Origin of the sequence: Stenotrophomonas cyclobalanopsidis, from assembly GCF_008710035.1 — a bacterium.
GTDB lineage: Bacteria > Pseudomonadota > Gammaproteobacteria > Xanthomonadales > Xanthomonadaceae > Stenotrophomonas > Stenotrophomonas cyclobalanopsidis.
Window position 1 is genome coordinate 17,970 of the sequence record NZ_VYKI01000032.1, and the last position, 22,433, is coordinate 40,402.

The 22,433-nt window shown below is 68.4% G+C and carries 18 protein-coding genes and 1 pseudogene; all 19 read right to left on the minus strand.

Going from position 1 to position 22,433, the window contains the following annotated elements; genetic code table 11:
- Positions 1–61: 61 nt before the first annotated feature.
- Complete coding sequence (locus FJU31_RS17100) at positions 62–835, minus strand: flagellar brake protein (protein WP_150455807.1); 774 nt, start codon at positions 833–835, stop codon at positions 62–64.
- A gap of 163 nt (positions 836–998) precedes the next feature.
- The gene (locus FJU31_RS17105; protein ID WP_150455808.1) at positions 999–3,239 is read right to left on the minus strand and encodes a methyl-accepting chemotaxis protein; all 2,241 of its coding nucleotides are present in this window, start codon (positions 3,237–3,239) and stop codon (positions 999–1,001) included.
- Between the two features lie 330 nt (positions 3,240–3,569).
- Positions 3,570–5,570, minus strand: a complete 2,001-nt coding sequence (locus FJU31_RS17110; protein WP_150455809.1) for a chemotaxis protein CheA — start codon at positions 5,568–5,570, stop codon at positions 3,570–3,572.
- Between the two features lie 53 nt (positions 5,571–5,623).
- Complete coding sequence (locus FJU31_RS17115) at positions 5,624–5,989, minus strand: response regulator (RefSeq protein WP_070207889.1); 366 nt, start codon at positions 5,987–5,989, stop codon at positions 5,624–5,626.
- A complete protein-coding gene (locus FJU31_RS17120; protein WP_150455810.1) occupies positions 5,986–6,294 on the minus strand; it encodes an STAS domain-containing protein in 309 nt (102 codons plus the stop codon). The genes FJU31_RS17115 and FJU31_RS17120 overlap by 4 nt, the downstream gene beginning before the upstream one ends.
- Positions 6,295–6,420: 126 nt before the next feature.
- Positions 6,421–7,617, minus strand: a complete 1,197-nt coding sequence (locus FJU31_RS17125; protein WP_150455811.1) for a chemotaxis protein CheW — start codon at positions 7,615–7,617, stop codon at positions 6,421–6,423.
- On the minus strand, positions 7,614–8,396 hold the full coding sequence (locus FJU31_RS17130) for a ParA family protein (RefSeq protein ID WP_150455812.1): 783 nt from the start codon (positions 8,394–8,396) through the stop codon (positions 7,614–7,616). Before FJU31_RS17130 ends, FJU31_RS17125 begins: the two co-directional genes overlap by 4 nt.
- A 4-nt stretch (positions 8,397–8,400) precedes the next feature.
- On the minus strand, positions 8,401–9,423 hold the full coding sequence (gene motD, locus FJU31_RS17135; RefSeq protein WP_150455813.1) for a flagellar motor protein MotD: 1,023 nt from the start codon (positions 9,421–9,423) through the stop codon (positions 8,401–8,403).
- 1 nt (position 9,424) lies between these two features.
- Positions 9,425–10,165, minus strand: coding sequence for a flagellar motor protein (locus FJU31_RS17140; protein ID WP_150455814.1), 741 nt, complete (start codon positions 10,163–10,165; stop codon positions 9,425–9,427).
- 127 nt (positions 10,166–10,292) lie between these two features.
- The gene (locus FJU31_RS17145; protein ID WP_150455815.1) at positions 10,293–12,134 is read right to left on the minus strand and encodes a chemotaxis protein CheA; all 1,842 of its coding nucleotides are present in this window, start codon (positions 12,132–12,134) and stop codon (positions 10,293–10,295) included.
- Between the two features lie 2 nt (positions 12,135–12,136).
- Positions 12,137–12,742, minus strand: coding sequence for a protein phosphatase CheZ (locus FJU31_RS17150; protein WP_150455816.1), 606 nt, complete (start codon positions 12,740–12,742; stop codon positions 12,137–12,139).
- Positions 12,742–13,134, minus strand: coding sequence for a chemotaxis response regulator CheY (gene cheY, locus FJU31_RS17155; protein ID WP_053520063.1), 393 nt, complete (start codon positions 13,132–13,134; stop codon positions 12,742–12,744). Before cheY ends, FJU31_RS17150 begins: the two co-directional genes overlap by 1 nt.
- Positions 13,135–13,191: 57 nt before the next feature.
- Complete coding sequence (locus FJU31_RS17160; protein ID WP_108768785.1) at positions 13,192–13,935, minus strand: RNA polymerase sigma factor FliA; 744 nt, start codon at positions 13,933–13,935, stop codon at positions 13,192–13,194.
- Complete coding sequence (locus FJU31_RS17165; protein ID WP_150455817.1) at positions 13,932–14,819, minus strand: MinD/ParA family protein; 888 nt, start codon at positions 14,817–14,819, stop codon at positions 13,932–13,934. The genes FJU31_RS17160 and FJU31_RS17165 overlap by 4 nt, the downstream gene beginning before the upstream one ends.
- On the minus strand, positions 14,806–16,494 hold the full coding sequence (locus FJU31_RS17170) for an AAA family ATPase (protein ID WP_150455818.1): 1,689 nt from the start codon (positions 16,492–16,494) through the stop codon (positions 14,806–14,808). Before FJU31_RS17170 ends, FJU31_RS17165 begins: the two co-directional genes overlap by 14 nt.
- Positions 16,495–16,639: 145 nt before the next feature.
- A complete protein-coding gene (gene flhA / locus FJU31_RS17175) occupies positions 16,640–18,697 on the minus strand; it encodes a flagellar biosynthesis protein FlhA (protein WP_188115525.1) in 2,058 nt (685 codons plus the stop codon).
- Positions 18,698–18,738: 41 nt separating this feature from the next.
- The gene (flhB, locus tag FJU31_RS17180; RefSeq protein ID WP_150455820.1) at positions 18,739–19,869 is read right to left on the minus strand and encodes a flagellar biosynthesis protein FlhB; all 1,131 of its coding nucleotides are present in this window, start codon (positions 19,867–19,869) and stop codon (positions 18,739–18,741) included.
- A 166-nt stretch (positions 19,870–20,035) separates the two neighbouring features.
- The gene (locus FJU31_RS17185) at positions 20,036–22,165 is read right to left on the minus strand and encodes a putative bifunctional diguanylate cyclase/phosphodiesterase (RefSeq protein ID WP_150455821.1); all 2,130 of its coding nucleotides are present in this window, start codon (positions 22,163–22,165) and stop codon (positions 20,036–20,038) included.
- A 167-nt stretch (positions 22,166–22,332) separates the two neighbouring features.
- A pseudogene (locus tag FJU31_RS19675) lies at positions 22,333–22,433 on the minus strand (IS110 family transposase); the annotation flags it as partial.

A 22,433-nucleotide genomic window follows, 5' to 3' on the forward strand; every position in this document is an offset into this window, starting at 1 on the left:
CCCGCCGCCCCGGCCGGGGGGGGGGGGGCGCCCCCGGGGGCCCCCCCCCCGCCGCTACCCCTTACATCTCGCCGTTCTGGCGTGCCTTGCGCTGGCGGTCGATGCGGAAGATGTAACGCTGGATGGCGCTGTCGCCTCCGCGCGGCAGGTCGTCGAACCGCATGCCGATGCGCTTGACCTCGATGCCGTTGGGTTGCCGCTGCGGCAGCATGTTGCAGACCACCAGCGTGATCTGCAGGTCCGGGCCATCGGGCATCGACAGCACGGCGTTGTAGCGCTTCTGCAGGCTGAACACCGCGCAGTCGCTGGGCACGGTTACGGCGAGGCCGCCACCGCTGATGTCGACCACGCGCATCGACAGCGCCTCGCTGCCCACTTCGCCGGCGGGCAGGGCCAGCTGCGGCGAGTCGGTGATGGGGGTCTCCAGTCGGTACAGCTCGCGCCGCTGCAGGTGCACCAGTTCTTCGGGCAGGGGAGCGCGGAAGGCCACGTGCCCCTCGTTGTCGACCCGCTGCAGGTCGTGCAGGCGGAAGCGCACCAGCACCCGATCCAGCTGGGCGAAGCAGAGCAGGTGATCGGCCTCTTCGGCGGCGCGGTTGGAGGCTTCCTGCAGGCTGCCATCGAGCAGCAGTACCTCGTCGTCCTCGTCCAGGTCGAGCAGGGCGGTCGGAAAGGAACGATCACGGCCGTCGATGTGGGCGTTGATCAGCGAACGCTGGTCGATCAGCGAGCGCAGCAGCTGCCGCAGCTGGCGAGGGTTGCGCACCAGGAAGCGTTCGTCGGCGGCGTCGGCCGCGTGGGCATCGTGCTGGTCGTTGTCGTGGCCGTCGGACATGGAATCTTGGTTCTGGGGCGGGGGCCGATACGCGCTGGCGCGTGGCTTGAGAGGTGTATCGGCCGGGGTCGGCGATTATGAAGTGTGAAAAGCATCACTTTCCATGGACGGTGCCGCCGCCTTGATGCGGGTCCGGTCATGCTGCAACCGGACCCGCTGTGGTTCAGAACTCCTGCCAGTCGCCGTCACCGGCCAGCGCAGGCTGCGCCACCGGCTTGCGGACCCGCGCCGGGGCTGGCGTGGCAACTGCGGTGGACTTGCGCGCCACCGGACTTGCGTCAATGGCACGCGGTGCGGGAGCGCTCAGGCCAGGCGTGGCAAGACGGAAACGGGCCACGGCTTCGCCCAGCTGCGCCGCCTGGTCTTCCATCGCCCGTGCGGCGGCCGTGGCTTCTTCCACCAGTGCGGCGTTCTGCTGGGTGGTTTCGTCCATCTGCACCACGGTCTGGTTGACCTGCTCGATGCCGGCCGACTGTTCCTGCGAAGCCGCGGAGATCTCGGCCATGATGTCGGTGACGCGCTGCACCGAGGCGACGATCTCGCCCATGGTGCTGCCGGCCTGGTGGACCAGGCTGGACCCTTCGGCGACCTTGCCGACCGAATCATCGATCAGACCCTTGATCTCCTTGGCGGCGGCGGCCGAGCGCTGGGCGAGGGTGCGCACTTCGCTTGCGACCACGGCAAAGCCGCGGCCCTGTTCACCGGCACGCGCCGCTTCCACTGCGGCATTCAGCGCCAGGATGTTGGTCTGGAAGGCGATGCCGTCGATCACCGAGATGATTTCGGCGATCTTCTTCGATGACGCCTCGATGGCCGACATGGTGACGACCACCTGGCCGACCACTTCGCCGCCCTGCGAAGCGACGCCGTGTGCACCGATGGCCAGCTGATTGGCCTGACGGGCGTGCTCGGCGTTCTGCTTCACGGTGGAGGTGAGTTCCTCCATCGATGCCGCGGTCTCTTCCAGGTTGGCGGCCTGCTGTTCGGTACGGCGCGACAGGTCGCTGTTTCCCGAGGCGATCTCGCCGGCGGCCAGGGTGATGCTGCCGGCGCTGGCCTGGATCTGGCCAACGATCTGGGTAAGCTGGGACACGGTGGCATTGGCATCGTCACGCATGCGGGCGAACACGCCATGGAACTGGCCGTCCATGCGTGCCGTCAAGTCGCCTTCGGCGATGGCCTGCAGCAGCTGCGAGAGCTGGCCCAGGTTGCCATCGGTCACCTGCATCATCGAGTTCAGCTGCTCGATCATCATCTTGAAGTCATGGTCGAAGCGGTTGGCATCACCGCGCTGGCTGAAGTCACCGGTGGCCGCAGCGTTGGCCAGCTGCTGGATCTGCGTGTTGATGGCCAGCAGGCTGGCCTTGGCAGCATCCATCGATTCGTGGAGGATGGCGCGGCTGCCCGGCAGGCGCCGTGCGTCCGGGGCAAGGTTGCCGACGGCGTACTGGTTGAGTACGTCGATGGCATCAACGATGGCATCCAGGTGTTCGAAGATGACCGTGTTGATGCCGCCGGCCAGCTGGCCGTAGACACCGGGGAAATCTTCAGGGATGCGATGGCTGATGTCAGGGCCGGCATGCATCTGCGCCATCAGCTGGGTCTGCTCTGAGAAGCGGCGCAGCATGGCGGTCATCTCGCTGGTCGCGGCGAGCATGCGACCGGCCTCATCCTGGCTGGTGGCCTGGGTGTTGACGCTGAGATCGCCGCGAGCGACGGCCTGTATGGCGGTAAGTGCCTTGCCAAGCGGGCCGGTGACCGCGCGGGAGATGACGATGGCCAGTGCGGCTGCGAGCAGGGACAGCAGTACCACGCAGCTGACCACGGCGATGATGCTGTTGCGGTGGGTGGCGTTGGCGCCTTCGATCTTGCCCTGCATCTGCTTGCTGAGGAATCCGCTCAGAGCCTTCAGGTCATCGAACGCCTTGCGCCGTGCCGGCCGCGATTGCTCGTCGGAAATCTGCTGTGCCAGCGCGGCGTCGCCGCTGTTCACTGCTTCACGCAGCCTGGCATTGGCAGCGAGATAGGCATCTACGTCGGCTTTCACCGGCGTGAACAGCGCGCGCTCGGCGTCACTGGCAGGAATGACGGCGTAGGCCGCCAACTCATCGCGTACCGTCTGCGCGGTGTCATCCATGCGCTTGTTGTAGTCGGCAACCCGGTCAGGCTGGTCCAGCATGGTCAGCAGGGCCATCTCGTAAGTGCGGAACTCGCCCAGCAGCGAGCGCGCCTCGCCCAGGTGCTGCAGAGAGGGCATGTCGTTGGTCGCCATCGAGCCCAGCTGTGCATTGGCTTCGGAGAGGCGCAGCAGCGCAAACGCGCCCAGGACCACCGTCATCAGGGTGGTCAAAGTGAAACCCAGCGCCAGCTTGCGGGCGATGGGCAGATCGTGGAACCACTTCATGAAATGCTCCAGGTGACAGTGGAGCCGCGCGCGGGCGGCCTTGGAAGGGGCAATGCGTAACGGCGTGGCTGGGCGTCTCGATAGTGACGGCCGTCACAGACAGATAGCGGCGTCAGGGGTGAGGACTTTAAGATCAATGTCACAGTCAATTGCCCGGCAAGCCGATGTGGAAAGCGTTGCAGCGCCATTGCCCTGGCCCGCGCAGCTGGTTTCAGGTGCAACCGCTGGCACGACCAATGTCACACAATGCGTTCAGCGTGATTGAAGCGCGCGCAAACGAAAACCGCCGCCCCTGAGGGCGGCGGTTCGGGGACAGCGCGGTGCGGTGGGTCAGGCGGCCTGCGGCACGCGCAGCGAGCGCACCAGGCCACCGATGTCGACGATCAGGGCGACACGGCCGTCGCCGAGGATGGTGGCGCCGGACACCCCGCCGATGCGGCGGTAGTTGTTCTCGATATTCTTCACCACCACCTGCTGCTGGCCGACCAGTTCGTCCACTTCCAGCGCGATCTTCTGCCCATCGCCTTCAACCACCACCACCAGCGATTCGCTGTTGGCGCTGCGGGCGCCATAGCCGTAGTACTCGCTCAGCGAGAGGATCGGCAGGTACTCGCCGCGCACGCGCAGCACGCGGCCTTCGCCGGCCATGCTGCGGATGTCCTCGGGCTGCGGCTGCAGGGCTTCCAGCACATACGCCAGCGGCAGGATCAGGGTTTCACCGGCCACCGCCACGGTCATGCCGTCGAGGATGGCCAGGGTCAGCGGCAGGCGGATCAGCGTGCGCGTACCACTGCCCAGGCTGCTTTCGATCTGAACTTCGCCACCCAGTGCCTGGATGTTGCGGCGGACCACGTCCATGCCCACGCCACGCCCGGACAGATCGGTCACCGCATCGGCGGTGGAGAAGCCGGGCTGGAAGATCAGGTCCCAGACCTGCGAATCGGTCGGGTTGTCCGGTACAGCCAGGCCGCGTTCCTGCGCCTTGGCCAGGATCTTGTCGCGGTTCAGGCCGCGGCCGTCGTCGCTGACTTCGATGACGATGTGGCCGCCCTGGTGCGAAGCGGCCAGGGTGATCGTACCGGTCTCGTCCTTGCCCGCGTCACGGCGCACGTCCGGCATTTCCAGGCCGTGGTCGATCGAGTTGCGGACCAGGTGGACCAGCGGATCGGCGATCTTCTCGATCAGGCCCTTGTCCAGTTCGGTGCCTTCGCCGATGGTGCGCAGGCGCACCTGCTTGCCGAGGCGGGTCGAGAGGTCACGGACCAGGCGCGGGAAGCGGCGGAACACCGCATCGACCGGCAGCATGCGCACGCCGATCACCGCTTCCTGCAGGTCGCGGGTGTTGCGTTCAAGCTGGTCCAGGCCGGCGAACAGGCTTTCGGCATGTACCGGGTCCAGTGCGTGCGAGACCTGCTTGAGCATGGCCTGGGTGATGACCAGTTCGCCGACCAGGTTGATCAGAGCGTCGACCTTGTCCACGCTGACGCGGATCGAGGTTTCGGCTTCCTGTGCGCCACCGCCACTGGCGGCCGGCGCGGCGGGGGCGGCTGCAGCCGCCGGTGCAGCGGCGGTGGTAGGGGCAACAACGGGTGCAGCGGGGGCCTGGGTGGCCAGGCTCGGCGGCGCAGCCGGACGGATGTCCAGTTCGCAGTCGTCCAGCACCCAGGCAAAGGTGTCTTCGATCTTGCTGCGCGGCACCTTGCCGACCAGGCCCAGGTCCCACGCCAGGTGGGCCTCGAGCGGGTCGAGATGGGCGAAGCCGGGCAGGCGCTCCATGCGCGCGGCCACCTGCAGCGAACCCAGGTGTTCCAGTTCGCGGATGATGCGCAGCGGGTCGTTGCCGCTCATGAACAGAGACGGCGCCGGGGTGAAGCCGATCTGCCAGGCTTCGGGCGTATCGTCGACCTTGGCTTCGGCAGCGGCCGGAGCGCTGGCGGCCACCTGGCCGGACAGCACTGCTTCGAGGCGCGCCTTCACCGCAGCGACGGCGGCCGGATCCGCAGCCTGGCCGTGCTCGGCTTCGCGCAGCAGGGCGCGCAGCACGTCCACCGAGGACAGCATCGCGTCCACCGCAGCCGGTTCCAGCGCACGCTTGCCGGCACGCAGCTCATCGAGCAGCGTTTCCAGCACGTGGGTCAGGCCGGCGATCGCATCGAAGCCGAAGGTGCCGGCGCCCCCCTTTATGGAGTGGGCGGCGCGGAACACCGAATTGATGATCTCCGCGTCCTGTTGCCCCGATTCCAGGGCCAGCAGGCCGGCCTCCATCGCGTCGAGGCCTTCGCGGCTCTCCTCGAAGAAGGTGGCGTGGAAGCGTTGCAGGTCCATGCTCATGGCAGAGGCAATCCGGAAACGTGGGGTAGGGGCGGTTCAGGGGTGCCGGGCGATCAGCCCAGCACCTTCTGCACAGTGGCGACCAGCTGTTCGGGGTTGAACGGCTTGACCAGCCAGCCGGTGGCACCGGCGGCCTTGCCTTCGGACTTCTTGTCCGCAGCCGACTCGGTGGTCAGCATCAGCATCGGGGTGAACTTGTAGTCCGGCAGCTGGCGCAGCTCGCGGATCAGGCTGATGCCGTCCATGTTCGGCATGTTGACGTCGGTGACCACCGCGTTGAAACGCTGGCCCTTGGCGCGACCGAGCGCGACCGCGCCGTCTTCGGCTTCTTCGACGGCAAAACCGGCCGAGGTGAGGGCGAAGGAAACCATCTGGCGCATCGACGCCGAATCGTCCACCACCAAGATACGTGCGCTCATGCAGCGTTCTCCACAGATTTCAGGTTGTCATGGGGTACGTCCAGGCCCAGGGCCTGGGTGACGCCCAACAGGCGGGCGGCGTCACGGAAGGTTGCAGTGCAACCGTGGAAGCCGGTGCCCAGGCCCGCGTCGCGGCGCGCCTGCACGAACGCACACAGCACCTGCACGCTGGCCGTGTGGATGCGACCGACCTGGCTTGCGTCCAGGGTCAGGTCGCCTGCTTCCGCCACGAGGGGCGAAAGGCGGTTCTTGAGCTCGGTGCTGTTCTCGATGCCGAGATCGTCACCCAGTTCGACAGTGCTCATCGTTGCTCCGGACAAACGGTTCCGAGATCCATAACGGCACCCGGCAGGGGTTCTTTAGGGTTGAATCGATTGGCGGCGTATCCACGCGGGCGCGTTCAGTAGATCCACGCCATGCGTGGATGGGGCTCAACCCAACAACCGGGTCGCATCGAGCAGGATCATCGGCCGCTGGCTGATGCGGGCCACGCCGCGGAACAGCTCGTTGGAGATCTGGCAGATGCGCGCGGTATCGGGCGGTTCGATCTGCGAATCGGTGAGGCTGGCCACGTCCTCGACTGCGGAAACGCGCAGGCCGAGGGTTTCACCGTTCTCTTCCAGCACCACGATGCGGGTCTGCGCATCGTCCTCAGCGGTAGCCGCGCCCAGGTGGATGCCCAGGTCCATCACCGGCACTACCTGGCCACGCAGGTTCATGATGCCGAGCATGGCCGGGGCCGTGCCGCGCAGCGGCAGCAGCGGTACGGGCAGCACCACTTCCTGCACCTTCAGCAGTTCCAGTGCATAGGCCTGGGTGCCACAGCGCAGACGCAGCCAGCGCGAGGTGCGTTCGGCGGCGCGGCGGTTGTGCGGGTTGGCACCGTGCGGAGGTTGGTGGGCCTGCGCCTGCAGTTCCTGCCAGCTGCCGGGGCGTATGCCGGGCGGTGCATCGAGGGCGACGCGCGGCGGCGGTGCGACGGCGGCGCGTGCGACCGGCGCAGGGGCAGGGCGGGGTGCAACCGGGATGGGCGCTGCGGGCACGACCGGCGCCGGGGGCGGAACGGCCTCGCCTACGGCGGCGGCCTCGAAGGCGGCCTGCAGGGCAGGGCTGTCGGTGTGCGCCAGGCGATGGCTGTCGGCGCTCTCGGTTTCGTAGATCACTTCGTCCGGCAGGTCGTCCCAGGTGGGCTTGGGGGCGTCTGGTTCGGCGGCAGGTTCGGGTGCCGCTGCGCTCGCCAGGCATGGCCCGGCGCTACCGGTGGTGTCGCCGGTCTCGTAAATGACTTCCGCCGGCAGGTCGTCCCAGGTGGGTTCGCGTTCGGGTGCCGCTGCGCTCGCCGGGCATGGCCCGGCGCTACCGGTGGTGTCGTCGGTCTCGTAGATGAGCTCGGCCGGCAGGTCGTCCCAGGTGGGTTCGCGTTCGGGTGCTGCTGCGCTCGCCGGGCATGGCCCGGCGCTACCGGCGGTGTCGTCGGTCTCGTAGATGACCTCAGCCGGCAGGTCGTCCCAGGTCGGTTCGCGCTCAGGCGCGGGCGCGGCGGCGACCGGCGCCGACGGTGCGGCGACGGCGATGGCCTCGCCCAGCAGCTCGTCCAGATAGTCGTCCAGCACGCCGGGGGTGTTCATGCTGCCTGCTCCAGGGCACGCGCGTCTTCGCCGAGGATCCAGTTCAGCGCACGGCGATAGGCCGCCAGGCCGCGGCCCGGATAGTCCTCGCCCACGCTGGGCAGGGTCAGGCCGGCGGCATTGCTGATGCGGGTGTCGATCGGGATCGCGTCTTCCCACACGCGGGCGCCATGGCGGTCCTGCATGGTGCGCAGCGATTCGTTGCCGGCACGGGTGCGGCGGTCGAACAGCGTCGGCAGGATCGAGATCGGCAGCGGGCGGCGGCGCGAGCGCTCGACCATTTCGCCGGTGCGGACCATGCCGTCCAGGCCGTGCAGAGCCAGCGGCTCGGCCTGGGTCGGAATGATCAGGCGGTCGGCTGCGGCCAGCGCGTTGATCATCAGCAGGCCGAGGGTCGGCGCGCAGTCCAGCAGGATGTAGTCGTGCTGGCCGTGGTGGCGGGCCAGCGCGTTCTGCAGGGCCAGGCCGAGGCCCGGCTGATTGGCGCTGCGCCGTTCCAGGGTGGCCAGCGCGGCCTGCGCGCACACGTAGTCCAGGCCACCGACGCTGCTGGGGTGGCTCAGCGTGGACAGCTCGGCTGGTGGTGCGCCGAACAGTTCCAGCACGCCGGCCGGCGCCGGCTCGACCGGCACGCCGAAGGCGCGGGTAAGCGAGGCGTGCGGGTCCAGGTCGATCAACAGCACGCGGTGGCCCTGTGCGGCCAGGCCGCGACCGAGGGCGAGGGTGGTGGTGGTCTTGCCGACTCCACCCTTCTGGTTGGCGACTGCCCAGATGCGCATCGGGTTACTCCTTCATTGCCGGGGGAACGGCGGCGCCGACGCGGCTGCCAGCCGGCACCGGCGGCAACTGCACCGGTGCGATGGGGGAAACAGGGGCGCTGCGTGGTGCCGCAGCGGCTTCGGTAGCGGTGCCTGCAGCGGCATTGCCGTTACCTGCGGCGGTATTCAGGCGATCGCCCAGCGGGTCGACGGCATGGCTGGTGTCGGCCAGGATGATGACCATCACCCGCCGGTTGCGGTTGCGGCCCTGCGCGCTGTCATTGGCGTCGCGCGGGCGGAACTGGCCGTAGCCGACCATGGCCAGCCGCGAGGGCTGCACGCCCTGGTCGGCGAACAGGTGCACTACGCTGGCGGCGCGACCGGCCGAGAGCTCCCAGTTGGACGGGAAGGTCGCGGTGGCGATCGGCACGTCGTCGGTGTGGCCTTCCACGCGCACGCTGTTGGGCACGTCACGCAGCACCTCGGCGAGGCTGGCCAGGGTCTGCCGTGCGTGCACGTCCAGCGCGGCCGAGCCGGTCGGGAACAGGATGTCGCTGTTGATCTCGACTTCGATCCACAGCTCGGTGCGGCGCACGCTGATCATGCCGCGGTCGATCAGCGGCGACAGTGCGGCGGTCAGGCGGTCGGCGATGCTGTTGAGCTGGCGCTCGGCGCGCGCGATCTGTTCCTGGTTGTGCACCGAGACCGGCATGCGCATCTGCGAGGCCATCGCCGGCAGCAGGGTGGGGTCGTGGGTGGGCGCGGGTGCGGACGGGCCGATCTTCGTGCCCGACTTGATGACCGAGGGGCTGTCCCAGCCGCCGCCCTGCACCTGCTTGTTGCCCACCTGCACCGGGTTGATGGTGCGCGGCGCACCGCCGAAGGCATCGGTCAGGGCATCGGCCATGATCCGGTACTTGCCTTCATTGACCGAGGAAATGGCGTACATGACCACGAAGAAGGCGAGCAGCAACGTCATCAGGTCGGCATAGGGGATGGCCCATGCCTCGTGGTTGGCGTGCTCTTCGTGGTGCTTGCGGCGGGCCATGTCAGTGCAGGAAGCCGGTGAGGTTGGTTTCGATGTTGCGCGGGTTCTCGCCCTGGGCGATCGCGATCAGGCCTTCGATGACCATTTCGCGGTCGCAGGTGTTGTGCGCGATCACGCCCTTCAGCTTGGCGGCGATGGGCAGGAACAGCAGGTTGGCCGAGGCGATGCCGTAGATGGTGGCGGTGAACGCGGCGGCGATGCCGTGGCCCAGCTTGCTGGGGTCGGCCAGATTTTTCATCACCGCGATCAGGCCCAGCACGGCGCCGATGATGCCCAGGGTCGGTGCATAGATGCCCATGGCCTCGAAGACCTTGGCCGCGGCCTGGTCCTGGCGTTCCTGGCCGCTCAGCTCGATTTCCAGCATGTGCCGGATCGATTCCGGCTCAACGCCATCGACCAGCAGCTGCAGGCCCTTGCGCAGGAACGGGTCGCGCTGCGCTTCCACCTGCCCTTCCAGGCCCAGCAGGCCCTGGCGGCGGGCGATGTTGCTCCACTCGACGATCTGCTTGATCAGTTCGTGGCGGTCGCTGTGCGGCGGGCGCACGACCCAGCGCACGATCGTGAAGGCGTGCTTGAACACCGCCGGGGCGGTGTGCAGGAGGATCGACGCCACGGTGCCGACGATCACGATCACGAAGGCGGCCGGCGACCACAGCGACGCCAGGCCGGCACCTTTCAGGATGCTGCCGCCGACCAGCGACGCCAGGGCGAGAAAGAGTCCAATGAGGCTGAGTCTATCCATGGGTCCGGTATCGGCTTGTGTGAATGGGACTTGAGACACCGGTAGATCGTGTACAGACGGTAGTCACAGTTTTCGGGTCGCCGGGCGGCACGTTGCCCGGTAGCGCCGGGCCATGCCCGGCGGGGCTTCAGCGCAGGCCGTCCACGTCCAGGATCAGGGCCATGCGACCATCGCCGATCAAGGTTGCACCGGCGTAACCGCGCAGGCCGCGCAGGGCCTTGGGCAGCGGCTTGATCACCACTTCCTCGCGGCCGCGCACCTGGTCCACGACCAGGCCGAAGCGGGTTTCACCGGCCTGCAGCACCACGATGGTCAGCAGAGTGGAGGCGGCTGGCGTCACATCCAGCCACTGGCGCAGGTCGACCAGCGGCAGGGTGTGCGAGCGGCGGTCCAGCACCGCACGGCCATCAAACCAGCCCAATGAGGTGCGCGGCGCGTGCAGCACTTCCATCACGCGGGCCAGCGGCAGGGCGTAGACGTCCTCGCCGGCCTGCACCAGCAGGGTCGGCAGGATGGCCAGGGTGAGCGGGACGCGGATCAGGAAGCGGCTGCCGCGGCCCAGTTCGGACTGGATCTGGATCTGCCCGCTCAGCTCGCGGATGCGCGACTGCACCACGTCCATGCCCACGCCACGGCCGGAGATATCGGTGACCTGCTGCTTGGTCGAAAAGCCGGGCAGGAACACCAGGTGCAGGCATTCCTCGCTGCTCAGGCGGGCGGCGGCTTCCGGATCGATCAGGCCCTTCTCGCGGGCCTTGGCGCGCAGCTTTTCCGGGTCGATGCCGGCGCCGTCGTCCTGCACTTCGATGCTGACGTAGTCGCCTTCCTGCTGCGCCGACAGGCGCACGTGGCCCATCCGCGGCTTGCCCTGCGCTTCGCGCAGGTCCGGCATTTCCACGCCGTGGTCGATGGCGTTGCGCACCAGGTGCACCAGCGGATCGGCCAGCGCCTCGACCAGGTTGCGGTCCAGCTCGGTCTCGGCGCCGATCAGCTCCAGGTCCACTTCCTTCTGCAGCGAGCGGGCGACGTCGCGGGCCACCTTCGGGAAGCGCGAGAACACCTTGCCGACCGGTTGCATGCGGGTGCGCATGACCGCCGACTGCAGGCGGGCGGTGGCGATGTCCAGCGTCGACACGGCGCGGTCCAGCTCTTCATCGCGCAGGCGGGTACGCAGGGTCTTGAGCCGGTTGCGTGACAGCACCAGTTCGCCGATCAGGTTGACGATGGCGTCCAGGCGCTTGGTATCCACGCGCACGGTGTGTTCGGCTTCGGCCACCGGCTTGTTCGCCGCCGGCTTGGCCGCCGCACGCGGAGCCGGTGTCGGTGCCGGTGCCGGCGGGGCCGCGACCGGCACCTCGGCCACCGGCTTGGCGCCGGGCACGGCACCGCCATGCAGCTGGTCGAGCAGGGCTTCGAACTCGTCCTCGCTGATCAGGCCGTCGTCGGCCTTCTTCGGCGGTGCGACCGCGGTCGGGGCGTTGCCGCCGTGCAGCTGGTCGAGCAGCGCCTCGAACTCGTCGTCGGTGATGAGGTCGCCGCCGGCAGCAGCCGGCGCGGCCGCCGTGGCGGCGCCCGCGGCGGGGCTGGCGCCGCCGTGCACGTCGAACTGGGCGATCAGTTCCGGCGGCGCATAGCCGGGCTCAGTGCCCGACGACACTGCGTCGAGCATCGACTGCAGGTAATCCAGCGACTGCTGGGCGGCATCGAAGTGATGGGCCTGCAGCACGGCCTGGCCGGCACGCGCGGCGCCCAGCGCTTCTTCCGCCGCATGGCACAGTTCGACCATGGCGGTGATGCCGAGGAAGCCGGCGCCGCCCTTCAGCGTGTGATAGCCGCGGAAGACCGCGTTGAGCTGGTCGTTGTCCTGCGGTGCCTGTTCCAGCGACACCAGCTGTTCGCCCAGGCGATCCAGGATTTCCTGGGCCTCGATGATGAAATCGGCAGTGATGTCGTCGGCAACCGCGCTCATGCTTACAGCCCCAGGTCCGACAGCAGGTCGTCGGCGTCGTTCTGCGAGACCGCGTGGCGGTCCAGTCCCTTCAGTGCCGGCCCGGCAAGGTCCGGGTCGGTGCGATGCTGTTCCGGCGGCAGGCCGAGCGCGCCGAAGCCTTCGTGCACGCGGCGGACGATGCCGACCACCCGACGGATGATCTGCCCGGTCAGGTCCTGGTAGCTCTGGGTCAGAGCGATCTCGGTCAGGTTGTGGCGGATACGTTCCAGCTGCGCGTCCTGGCCCGGCTGCAGGCCATCGGCACGCAGCTGTTCGGTCAGGGCGCGGCATTCCTCGGCCAGGTCCAGGGTGCGGTGGGTGGCCTGTTCGGTCATCGCCACCACGTGGTCCAGGCGTGCGCAGGCATCGTCCAGCTCGCCGGCCTCGTCGGGCACGGTCGGCAGTTCGCCCAGCGCCTGTCCCAGCTCGCGGGCCAGCCGTGAAAGGCCGCTCATCATCGGCTGGGTGCGCGCTGCCACCAAGCTGTCGATGCGCTGGCGCCAGGCGGTCTCGTCACCCGATTCCAGTGCATCCAGGGCCTCCTGCAGGCGCAGGGCGAGGGCGCTTCTGTCGACCTGGGCGTTCATCAGGCGCTCGCTGCCAGGCGTTCGAAGATCTTGCCGAGCTTCTCTTCCAGGGTCTGCGCGGTGAACGGCTTGATGATGTAGCCGTTGACGCCGCTCTGGGCCGCTTCGATGATCTGCTCACGCTTGGCTTCGGCGGTCACCATCAGCACCGGCAACGTCTTCAGCTTGGCATCGGCGCGGATCGCCTTGAGCAGCTCGATGCCGGTCATCACCGGCATGTTCCAGTCGGTGACCACGAAATCGAACGGCTGGCTCTGCAGCATCGACAGCGCGGCATGCCCGTCCTCGGCTTCGGCGGTATTGGTGAAGCCCAGATCGCCCAGCAGGTTCTTGACGATGCGACGCATGGTCGAGAAGTCATCGACGATCAGGATGCGCATGTTCTTGTTCAAAGCAGAGTTCCTTTGTTGTTCACTGCGGGCGGCCGGGGGCAGCCGCCTCGCGCACGTTCATTGCTCAAGGCCGGCGTCGGCCGCCTCGAATACCTTCAACCGGCCGCGCAGGCGCAGCACGGCCTGGCCGTGGATCTGGCAGACCCGCGATTCGCTCACGCCCAGCACCGCGCCGATCTCCTTCAGGTTCAGCTCCTGCTCGTAGTACAGCGAGAGCACCAGCTGTTCGCGCTCGGGCAGATGGCCGATGGCCTTGCCCAGCTCGCGGCCGAACTCACCGCGTTCCAGCACCTGTTGCGGGGTCGGGCCGCCCTGGGCGACCGTGTCCAGCTCGCCCTGGTCCTCGATGCGCGATTCCAGGCTCAGCACCTGGCCACGCGAGGCGTCTTCCATCAGCCGCAGGTACTCGGGCAGGGGCATGTCCATCGCCGCGGCCACCTCGGTGGCGCTGGCGGCGCGGCCGCTGCTCTGCTCCAGCCGGCGGATGGTGGCGGCGGCGTCGCGGGCACGGCGGTGCACCGAGCGCGGCACCCAGTCGCCACGGCGGATCTCGTCGATCATCGAGCCACGGATGCGGATCGAGGCGTAGGTCTCGAACGACGCGCCCTGGTCGGCGTCGTAGCTGCGCGAGGCTTCGATCAGGCCCATCATGCCGGCCTGGATCAGGTCGTCCACCTCGACGCTGGCCGGCAGGCGTGCCGCCAGGTGGTGGGCAATGCGCCGCACCAGGTCGGAGTGCTGGGCGATGACATCGGTCGCGCTGGCGCGCTGGACTTCCTTGTACTGGGCTGCACCCTTCATACGGTCACCCCACGCTGCTTGAGGATGCGTTCGAGGAAGAACTCGACGCCGCCACGCGGTTCGGTCGGCGCCTGCCAGCGGGCGGTGCGGCGGGCGATCTCGGTGATCGCCAGTGCGGCCGGGCTGGACGGGTAGGCTTTGACCACCGGCTGCTGACGCTGCACCGACAGGCGCAGCCAGTCATCCTGCGGCACGCAGCCCAGGTAGTTCAGCGAGACATCGGCGAGGAACTTCTCGCAGACGCGGGTCAGCTTTTCGTACAGCACGCGGCCTTCGTTGGGGTCGCGCACCATGTTGGCCACCACCTGGATGCGGTCCACGCCGCGTTCGCGCGAGAGCACCTTGATCAGCGCATAGGCGTCGGTGATCGAGGCCGGCTCATCGCAGACCACCACCACGGTGTCCTGCGCGGCCTGGCAGAAGGTCAGCACGCCATCGGTGATGCCGGCAGCGGTGTCCACCACCATGATGTCCAGCTCGCGTTCCAGTTCGGAGAACACGTTGACCAGGCCGACGTGCTCGGCCGGGGCCAGTTCGGCCATGTGCCGGCGGCCCGAGGCGGCCGGCACCACCAGTACCCCGTTGGGGCCCTCGATGATCACGTCGTCCAGGCTGCAGCGGCCGGCCACCAGGTCAGCCAGGGTGAACTTCGGGTTCAGGCCGAGGATGACGTCGATGTTGGCCAGCCCCAGGTCGGCGTCCAGCAGCAGGGTGCGTTTGCCCATGCCCGCCAACGCCACGGCCAGGTTGGCCGACACGTTGGTCTTGCCCACGCCGCCCTTGCCGCCGCTCACCGCAATGGTGCGGACAGGGCCGAGCGGCGCGCTGCGGGTCGCCGACAGCGGGAAGGTATTGGTCAGCTTGGCGTACTCACGCGACGGCATGGTTCAACTCCGGGTTGCAGGGCATATCGGCCGCTCGGCGCAAATCTTCAAGGCGAAGTACAAGATTGGCTGCACTGGCCCGGTGCAGGTCCTCCGGGACGTCCTGGCCATCGGTCACCCAGGTGATCGGCAGGGCGTGGTCGACGGCCACCGACAGGGCGTTGCCGAAGCGGCCGGTCTCGTCCAGCTTGCTCAGCACCAGGCCCTGCAGGTTGGCCGCGCCGAAGCGGCGGACCACATCGTCCATATCACTGAAGCTGGTGTTGGCCGGCAGCACCAGCAGGGTGCGCACCTGGCGGGCAGCCCGCAGCCACTGCAGCTGGGCCGCCAGTGCGCGGTCGCGCGGGCCGAGGCCGGCGGTGTCGATCAGCACCAGCTTGTAGTCCTGCAGGCGCTCCAGCAGCTGGTCCAGGTCGGTGCCGCTGTTGGCCTCGTGGACGGCGATGCCGAGCTGGCGGCCGTAGCCGTACAGCTGCTCACGGGCGCCGACGCGCATCGTGTCGGTGGTCACCAGGGCGACGTCACGCGGCGCGTGCTTCTCGGCGAACCGCGAGGCCAGCTTGGCGATGGTGGTGGTCTTGCCGGCACCGGTCGGGCCAACCAGGGCGATCACGCCGCCTTCCTGCAGTGGATCGACCGGGGCGATCGGCAGCTTGCGCGAGATCAGGCCCAGCATCAGGCCACGGCCGCGGTGGGCCTCGGTTCCCAGCGGGATCTGCATGGCCACGTCGCGCGACAGCCCGGCGTCGAAGCCGTACTCGTCCATCAGGTCCAGGGCGGCGGCACGCACTGCGCTGCCGCGCAGGCGCTCATCGGTGAAGCGGTTCATCTCGCGCTCGATGACCTGGCGCATGCCGGCCACTTCATGGCGCAGCTGGCGGATCTCGCCGTCATCGGCGGCGACCATGGTCAGTACCGGGGCCGGCGCCAGCTGCGGTGCCGGTGCCGGGTTCGGCAAAGCGTCGGCCAGCGGCGCCACATCATTGGCGGGCGCCCCGGCGGCCGGCGCCTCGATGGAGGCGGTCACGGCAACGGCCGGCACGACTGCGGATTCGACCGCGGCGTAGGCCGGGAGCGCGGCGACGGCCGGGGCCGGCAGCGGCGGCGGCAGGGCGGCGGCTTCGTCTTCCAGCGGCGGGTCGATCAGGAAGCGGGCGCGGTTGATCGGCACGGCGGCCACCACGGCGGCGCTGGCCGGCGGTGCCACGATGGCGTCGGCGTACGGGGCGAAGATCTGTTCCGGCAGTGTCGATTCGTTGACGCTGGCGCGAGCCAGGGCAGCGGCGAAGCCGGTGCTGCCGCGGGTCGGCACGATCTCGTCGGCGCTGTCCAGAGTGCGGCCGGTGGCGCCGACGGCGGCGCGGGCGAGGGCGGCGACGGCCGAGGTGGTGGCGGCCACCGGCTCGGCGGCCGGAGGTGCTGTGCGACGGCGGGTCACCGCAGCGATCACGGCGTCGGCTGCAGTGCGCGGCTTCGGTGGCGGCGGGGCGATCTCGCGGCGCGAGGCTTCCAGTGCACGCTGCACGGCGCTCTCGTCGTAATGTGCGGCAGCGACGATCTCCACGCCTTCCTCGATCCGGCGGTTGGACAGGATCACGGCGTCGGGGCCATGTTCCTTGCGCACCAGGTTCATGGCCGAGCGCATGTCGGCGGCGACGAATCGTTTGATTTTCATGCTGTGGTCACGGGACGAAGTCGGCGGAGTGGCGGTCGAGGAACGCGGGTGGTCGGTGGTCTGCACGGTTCGGGTTCCCCTTGGAATCTGTCGTGTACTGCGGTTTGAAAGTGGTGTCTGTTTACTGGCGCGCGGTTGGCGGGCGTCAGCTGATCGTTCCGACCAGTTTCAGGCGCTTGTCTTCCGGCACCTCGCTGTAGGCCAGGACCGACAGCGACGGAACGCTGTGGCGGACCAGGCGGGCCAGCGCGGCGCGCACCGGGCCCGGTACCAGCACGACCGCCGGCTCGTTTCGCGCTTCCTGCTTGCTGACACATTCGGCCAGGCTCTGGTGCAGTCGCTCTGCGAGTCCGGGTTCCAGCGCGGCGCCGTTGCCCTGCGTGGACTCCTGCAAGACACGTTCCAATTGCGGGTTGAGGGTGAACACCGGCAGCTCCGCCGACATTCCGGCGATCTCCTGCACGATGAAGCGGCCCAGCGCAGTGCGCACGGCAGCGGTCAGCGTGGCCGGGTCCTGGCTCATGGGCGCGTGCTCGACCAGCGCTTCGGCGATCTTGCGCAGCTGGCGGATCGGAATGCGCTCGACCAGCAGGTTCTGCAGCACGCGCACCACGGCCGACAGCGGCAGCGCCTTCGGCGTCAGATCTTCGACGAGCTTGGGCGCACTCTTGCCCAGGTTGGCCAGCAGGTGCTGCACTTCTTCGTGGCCCAGCAGTTCCGGCGCGTGCTCGCGGATCAGGTGCGACAGATGGGTGGCGACCACGGTGGCCGGGTCGACCACGGTGTAGCCCATGGTCTCGGCCTGGGCACGCTGGTGTGGCTGGATCCAGGTGGCATCCAGGCCGAACGCGGGGTCCTTGCCGGCGATGCCTTCCAGCGGGCCCAGCGCGCTGCCGGGGTCCAGCGCCAGTTCGCGGTCGGGGTGGATGTCGGCGGTGGCCACCGGTACGCCGTGCACCAGCACGCGGTAGCCGTTGGCCGGCAGTTCCAGGTTGTCGCGGATGTGCACGGACGGGATCAGGAATCCCACGTCCTGGGTCAGCTTGCGGCGCACGCCCTTGATGCGCGCCATCAGCTCGCCGCCCTGGTTGGCATCCACCAGCGGAATCAACCGGTAACCCACTTCCAGGCCCAGCGGATCGACCGGGCGCAGTTCGTCCCAGCTCAGTTCGGCGGTGGGCGCGGCGGCCGGGCGACCGAGGGCATTCAACGGGCCGGCTTCCGCGGCGGCCGCGGCCGGATCGACAGCCGGCGCCTGGCTCTTGCGGTACAGCTTCCAGGCGATGAAGCCGAGGATAGCGGCCAGCGTCAGGAAAGCGACGTTGGGCATGCCCGGCACGAGGCCGACCAGGCCGAGGATGCCGGCAGTGATCGCCAGGGCGCGGTACTGGCCGAACACCTGGCCGGTCATGGCCTGGGCCATGTCCTGCGAGCGCGAGGCGCGGGTAACCAGCATGGCCACGGCGCTGGAGATCAGCAGTGCCGGCAGCTGCGCCACCAGGCCGTCACCGATGGACAGCAGGGTGTAGGTGGCGGCGGCATCGCCGAACGGCAGGCCATGCTGCAGCACGCCCACGGCCAGGCCGCCGAGCATGTTGATGAACAGGATCAGGATGCCGGCGATGGCGTCGCCGCGGATGAACTTGCTGGCGCCGTCCATCGCACCGTAGAAGTCGGCTTCCTCGCGGACCTCTTCACGACGGGTCTTGGCTTCTTCGCGCGTCAGCAGACCGGCGTTCAGATCGGCGTCGATGGCCATCTGCTTGCCGGGCATGGCGTCGAGGATGAAGCGCGCGGTCACTTCCGAGACGCGCCCGGCGCCCTTGGTGATGACCACGAAGTTGATGATGGTGAGAATCGCGAAGACCACGATGCCGACGGCGTAGTTGCCGCCGATGACGAATTCACCGAACGCGGCGATGACCTTGCCGGCGGCCTCGTGGCCGTTCTGGCCGTGCAGCAGGATGACGCGGGTGGACGCCACGTTCAGCGCCAGCCGCAGCATGGTGGTCACCAGCAGCACGATCGGGAAGATCGTGAAATCCAGCGGGCGCTTCACGTAGACCACCGCCAGCAGCACCATCAGCGAGATGGCGATGTTGAAGGTGAACAGTGCATCGAGCACCGGCGCGGCCAGCGGCACCACGACCATGGCCAGCAGGGCCAGCACGATCAGCGGCGCGCCAAGGCCCTGGCGGATCATCTCCAGGGCGCGGCGGGTGTTGAAGCCGGAAGCCTGGGCGTTCACGGGCGGCCTCCCTTGCCGAATTCATCCACGTCCACCTGCGGGACGGACGGCATCGGGCCGGTCCGCCAGCTGCGCAGCTGGTAGACGTAGGACAGCACCTGGGCGACGGCGGAGTACAGTCTCACGGGAATTTCCTTTCCGAGTTGCCCCTCCCGATACAAGGCGCGTGCCAAAGGCGGGGCAGAGACGATCGCGACCTTGTTGCCGTCGGCCACTTCACGGATGCGCAGGGCGGTTTCGTCCACGCCCAGGGCGACCACCGTGGGGGCGTTCATGCTGCCGCCCTCGTACTTCAGGGCGACCGCGTAGTGGGTCGGGTTGACCACCACCACGTCTGCGGTGGGCACCGCTTCCATCATCCGGCGGTTGGCCAGCTGCTGCTGCATGTGGCGGATGCGGCCCTTCACCTCGGGGCTGCCCTCGCTTTCCTTCATTTCCCGGCGCAGTTCCTCGCGTGTCATCTTCAACTTGCGCGTCCAGTTCCAGCGCTGGTACGGGGCATCGATGGCGGCCAGCACCAGCATCGCCCCGGCGGCGGCCAGCAGCAGCTTCAGGGTGAAACCCAGGCCATGGGCGATGGCCGATTCCAGTGGCTGGTTCAGCAGACCGCGCAGGCTGTCGAAGCTGGCGGCGAACACCAGCGTGGCAGAGGCCCCGACAAACCCCATGCGCAGCAGTGATTTGATGAGCTCGGCGACGGCTTCGGCGCCCCACATGCGCTTCAGCCCGGACAGCGGGCTGAGGCGACTGGGGTCGGGCATCAGCGACTTGTTCGACCAGCGCAGGCCGCCCATCACCACGGGCGCCAGGAAGCTGGCCAGGATGCAGACCAGCAACAACGGCCAGCAGGCCATCATCAGGCGCAGGAACAGCATGCCGAAGTGCCCGAACAGCAGTTGCGGGTTCTGCCACAGGGCCGGCTCGGGGCTGAGCGCGGCGCGCATCCACGCCCTGCCACCGGCGCCCAGCGAGGCACTGCTGGCCATGATGGCGATGATGCCCGCGCCGAACACGGCCACGGTCGCCAGCTCCTTCGAACGCGGGATGTTGCCCTGCTCACGGGCTTCACGCAGGCGTTTTTCTGTAGGTTGTTCGGTTTTTTCGCCTGCGTCTTCGTTCTCGGACATCACGGGCACTGCGGCTGGGGTTGCCAGGGTGCGTGCAAGAACTGTTCCGTGACGGCGGGGTGGCGGTAGCGCCGGGCCATGCCCGGCGGAGAAGGGGCGTGCCAACCAAGGTTGGCATCTACCAAGGCAGAGGCGGGCACCCGGTAGCGCCGGGCCGGGCCCGGCGTCAGGCCGGGTCCGGTGGCGGCGGGCTCTGCGCCAGTTCCACCCGTGGCCGCGGCAGGTCGTGCAGCTGCATGAAGCGGGCGGCATCCACCGGCCGGCCGAGCAGGAAGCCCTGCAGGTAGTCGCAGCCCAGCCGCTCCAGGTACGCCCGCTGGGCAGCCGTCTCCACGCCCTCGGCCACGATGTCCATGTCCAGCGCGTGGCCCAAGGCCACGATGGCCGAGACGATCACCACGTCCTCGGCACTGTGTTCCAGGTCGCGCACGAAGGCGTGGTCGATCTTGATCTCGGTGGCCGGCAGACGCTTCAGGTACAGCAGGCTGGAATAGCCGGTGCCGAAGTCATCGATGGAAACGCCCACGCCCAGTGCCGACAGCGCCTGCAGCAGGCGCAGGCTGGTGTCGGTATCGCGCATCACTGTGCTTTCGGTGATTTCCAGCACCAGCTGCCGCGGGGCGATGCGGTGGCGCTCGAGCACCTCGGTCACGTCCTGCAGAAGGTGCGGCGAGCCGAACTGCACCGGCGACAGGTTGACCGATATCGACCAGCCCTCATGGCCGGCGTCGTGCCAGCGGCGCAGCTGCGCACAGGCCTGGTCCAGCGCCCAGCGGCCGATCTCGTTGATGGTGCCACTGCGCTCTGCCAGGCGGATGAAGCGGTCCGGCGGGATCAACCCGTGCTCGGGATGGCGCCAGCGGATCAGCGCCTCGGCACCGGCCACCTTCTGCGTGGACACCTGGATCTTCGGCTGGTAGTGCAGGAACAGCTGGTCGCTGTTGATTGCCTTGCGCAGGTCGGCCAGCAGGCGGAATTGCTGCTCGGCGCTGTCGTTCATCCAGTCGGCGAACAGCACGAAGGCGTTGCGGCCCGACTCCTTGGCCTGGTACATCGCCGCATCGGCAAAGGCCATCAGCTGCCGCTCGCTGGCGGCATGGTCGGGGCAGATCGCCACGCCGATGCTGGCGGTCACCTGCAGCTCGCTGTCGGGCAGGAGCGGGGCGCTGCCCACCGCCTGCAGGATGCGCCGGGCCAGGGTGGGCAGGTCCTCGTCGTGCTCGATGCGCACCACCAGCACGAATTCATCGCCGCCCAGCCGGGCCAGCAGGTCGTTGGGCCGCAGCAGCTGGCGGGTGCGTTCGGCCACCGCCACCAGCAGCGCATCGCCGGCTTGGTGGCCATAGGCATCGTTGACCTGCTTGAAGCCATCGAGGTCCATGAACATCACCGCGAACCGGCTGCCGCCCTGTTCGGCCTCGGCCAGCGCCTGCACGATGCCCCGCTGCAGCAGCAGCCGGTTCGGCAGGCGGGTCAGCGGATCATGCAGGGCGGCCTGGGTCAGTTCCTGCTGGGCATCGGTCAACGAGGTGCTCAGCATCGAGTTGCGCAGGCGCAGCAGTTGTGCTTCCACCCGCTGGTCCATCCAGGACACGACCAGCACCATCGCGAGGATGGCCACGGTGAGCACCACCACCATCATCGCCAGCCAGGTGTTCTGCAGGCCATCGCCAACGGCCGCGCCGCAGACACTGCCTTCGGGGAAGCGGGCGGCAGCCATGCCGGTGTAGTGCATGCCGACGATGGCCAGGCCGAGCAGGCCGGCGGCCGCGAGCCGGCCGACGCTGCGGGTGTGCTGCGCGCGCAGGCGGAAAGCCACGTACAGCGCCACCCACGAGGCAGCCACGGCCACCAGCAGCGACAGTGCCAGCCAGGCCGGGGCGTAGTCGATGCCCGGGTTCATGCGCAGGGCGGCCATGCCGACGTAATGCATGCCGGCGATGCCGATGCCCATCAGTATCGCGCCACCGGCCAGGCGCGGATGTGGCAGCGTGCGCAGCGACACCAGCCACAGCGCGAACACCGAGGTGGCGATGGACATGCCTAGAGAAAGCAGGGTGATCGGCAGGTCGTAGCCCAGCGGAATGGGCAGGTCGAAGGCGAGCATGCCGATGAAATGCATGGACCAGATGCCCAGGCCCATGGCGAAACCACCCCCCAGCCGCCACCACCAGGCAGCCCCTTTGCCGGGCGCGGTGACCGTGCGGCCGGCCATGGCCAGCGCGGTGTACGACGCCATCACGGCGACCAGCAGCGAAACGGCTACCAGCCACGGGTTGTACGTGCCTACCAGCATTCGTCTTTCTCCCGGACCATCCTGTCGACGGAAAAACTACGTTGGGGCATGGATGAGGCAGGCAGCCCGCACGGCGGCTGCCAGGTGCGGCGTCCCCCTGGGCACCGCCCATTCACTCTAGCGCGAACCGGTGGGGGAGGGGTAGAGCCGAGATCCTATGTTCGTGGTCAAGCCTGTTGGAAGCAGGCTTGGCCTACCTTCAGCATGGCTGGGTCGAATTCCTTGCCACTCTTGAATACGCCCCACGCAATCCTGGCCAGTTTTCTGG

Excerpts from the sequence above, each read along its gene's own strand:
- FJU31_RS17100 (WP_150455807.1), bottom strand. The coding sequence starts at position 835 with ATGTCCGACGGCCACGACAACGACCAGCACGATGCCCACGCGGCCGAC.
- FJU31_RS17105 (WP_150455808.1), bottom strand. The coding sequence starts at position 3,239 with ATGAAGTGGTTCCACGATCTGCCCATCGCCCGCAAGCTGGCGCTGGGT.
- FJU31_RS17110 (WP_150455809.1), bottom strand. The coding sequence starts at position 5,570 with ATGAGCATGGACCTGCAACGCTTCCACGCCACCTTCTTCGAGGAGAGC.
- FJU31_RS17115 (WP_070207889.1), bottom strand. The coding sequence starts at position 5,989 with ATGAGCGCACGTATCTTGGTGGTGGACGATTCGGCGTCGATGCGCCAG.
- FJU31_RS17120 (WP_150455810.1), bottom strand. The coding sequence starts at position 6,294 with ATGAGCACTGTCGAACTGGGTGACGATCTCGGCATCGAGAACAGCACC.
- FJU31_RS17125 (WP_150455811.1), bottom strand. The coding sequence starts at position 7,617 with ATGAACACCCCCGGCGTGCTGGACGACTATCTGGACGAGCTGCTGGGC.
- FJU31_RS17130 (WP_150455812.1), bottom strand. The coding sequence starts at position 8,396 with ATGCGCATCTGGGCAGTCGCCAACCAGAAGGGTGGAGTCGGCAAGACC.
- motD (WP_150455813.1), bottom strand. The coding sequence starts at position 9,423 with ATGGCCCGCCGCAAGCACCACGAAGAGCACGCCAACCACGAGGCATGG.
- FJU31_RS17140 (WP_150455814.1), bottom strand. The coding sequence starts at position 10,165 with ATGGATAGACTCAGCCTCATTGGACTCTTTCTCGCCCTGGCGTCGCTG.
- FJU31_RS17145 (WP_150455815.1), bottom strand. The coding sequence starts at position 12,134 with ATGAGCGCGGTTGCCGACGACATCACTGCCGATTTCATCATCGAGGCC.
- FJU31_RS17150 (WP_150455816.1), bottom strand. The coding sequence starts at position 12,742 with ATGAACGCCCAGGTCGACAGAAGCGCCCTCGCCCTGCGCCTGCAGGAG.
- FJU31_RS17160 (WP_108768785.1), bottom strand. The coding sequence starts at position 13,935 with ATGAAGGGTGCAGCCCAGTACAAGGAAGTCCAGCGCGCCAGCGCGACC.
- FJU31_RS17165 (WP_150455817.1), bottom strand. The coding sequence starts at position 14,819 with ATGCCGTCGCGTGAGTACGCCAAGCTGACCAATACCTTCCCGCTGTCG.
- FJU31_RS17170 (WP_150455818.1), bottom strand. The coding sequence starts at position 16,494 with ATGAAAATCAAACGATTCGTCGCCGCCGACATGCGCTCGGCCATGAAC.
- flhA (WP_188115525.1), bottom strand. The coding sequence starts at position 18,697 with ATGATCCGCCAGGGCCTTGGCGCGCCGCTGATCGTGCTGGCCCTGCTG.
- flhB (WP_150455820.1), bottom strand. The coding sequence starts at position 19,869 with ATGTCCGAGAACGAAGACGCAGGCGAAAAAACCGAACAACCTACAGAA.
- FJU31_RS17185 (WP_150455821.1), bottom strand. The coding sequence starts at position 22,165 with ATGCTGGTAGGCACGTACAACCCGTGGCTGGTAGCCGTTTCGCTGCTG.